Here is a 656-nt window from a genome sequence, read left to right as displayed (position 1 = left end):
ATATCATCTACGCGAAATTCTTGATCGCGATGGTGATCGCTTCATCTCGGAAGCGTTTCGTGCGGTGCTGGGTCGAGAGCCTGATAGCGTCGGTAAAGAGCACTACAGCACCCGTCTCTCGGCTGGACAAGGAAAACTGTCCATTCTTGTGGACATCAAGAGGTCTAGCGAGGGAAAGAGCGCCGGCAATCGCGTCGCTGGCTTAAGTCTTGTCGTTGCGCTTAAGCGGCTAGGAGAGCTACCGGTTATCAAACAGATGATTGATGTCGTTAGTCTGCCTAAAGTCGTCGCCGAAAATCTGAAGATCGCTCGTGGTCTTGCGCACGATGTTCGTCAGCTTAGTTTGCATCATGAGTCATCGTTGGCCGGGATCATGGATGTGCTGCAATCCGGCAGGACAGAGGTCTTGCAGTTGGTTGCGGAAAACAGAAACCAGTCCCGCGAGGCCAACGCTCAACTGATGGTCGAGTTCGCGGCGCTCACTGCCGAGGTACGGGACGGTGATCGGCGCCTAAAGTCCGCGTTGGATACCCTTGAGGAGAACCTCAGGACCACGATTCGTTCTGCTGTAATTCCGCTTCAGGCGGACCTCGCAGCTGTGTCTGCTGAGGTTGGCGAATATGACCAGCATCTGAAATCCGGGTTGGGTGTTCTAG

General features: G+C 54.4%; 1 protein-coding gene. It reads left to right on the top strand.

The window, feature by feature from the left end; genetic code table 11:
* Window positions 1-656: DUF4214 domain-containing protein (locus ACTWPP_RS45040; RefSeq protein WP_443110626.1), on the top strand; the 656-nt coding region annotated here is incomplete at both ends.

Origin of the sequence: Actinomadura sp. 3N407 (assembly GCF_052245875.1) — a bacterium.
GTDB lineage: Bacteria > Actinomycetota > Actinomycetes > Streptosporangiales > Streptosporangiaceae > Spirillospora.
The sequence above is the reverse complement of the archived record's forward strand: the minus strand, read 5'-3'. Positions and strand labels throughout refer to the sequence as shown.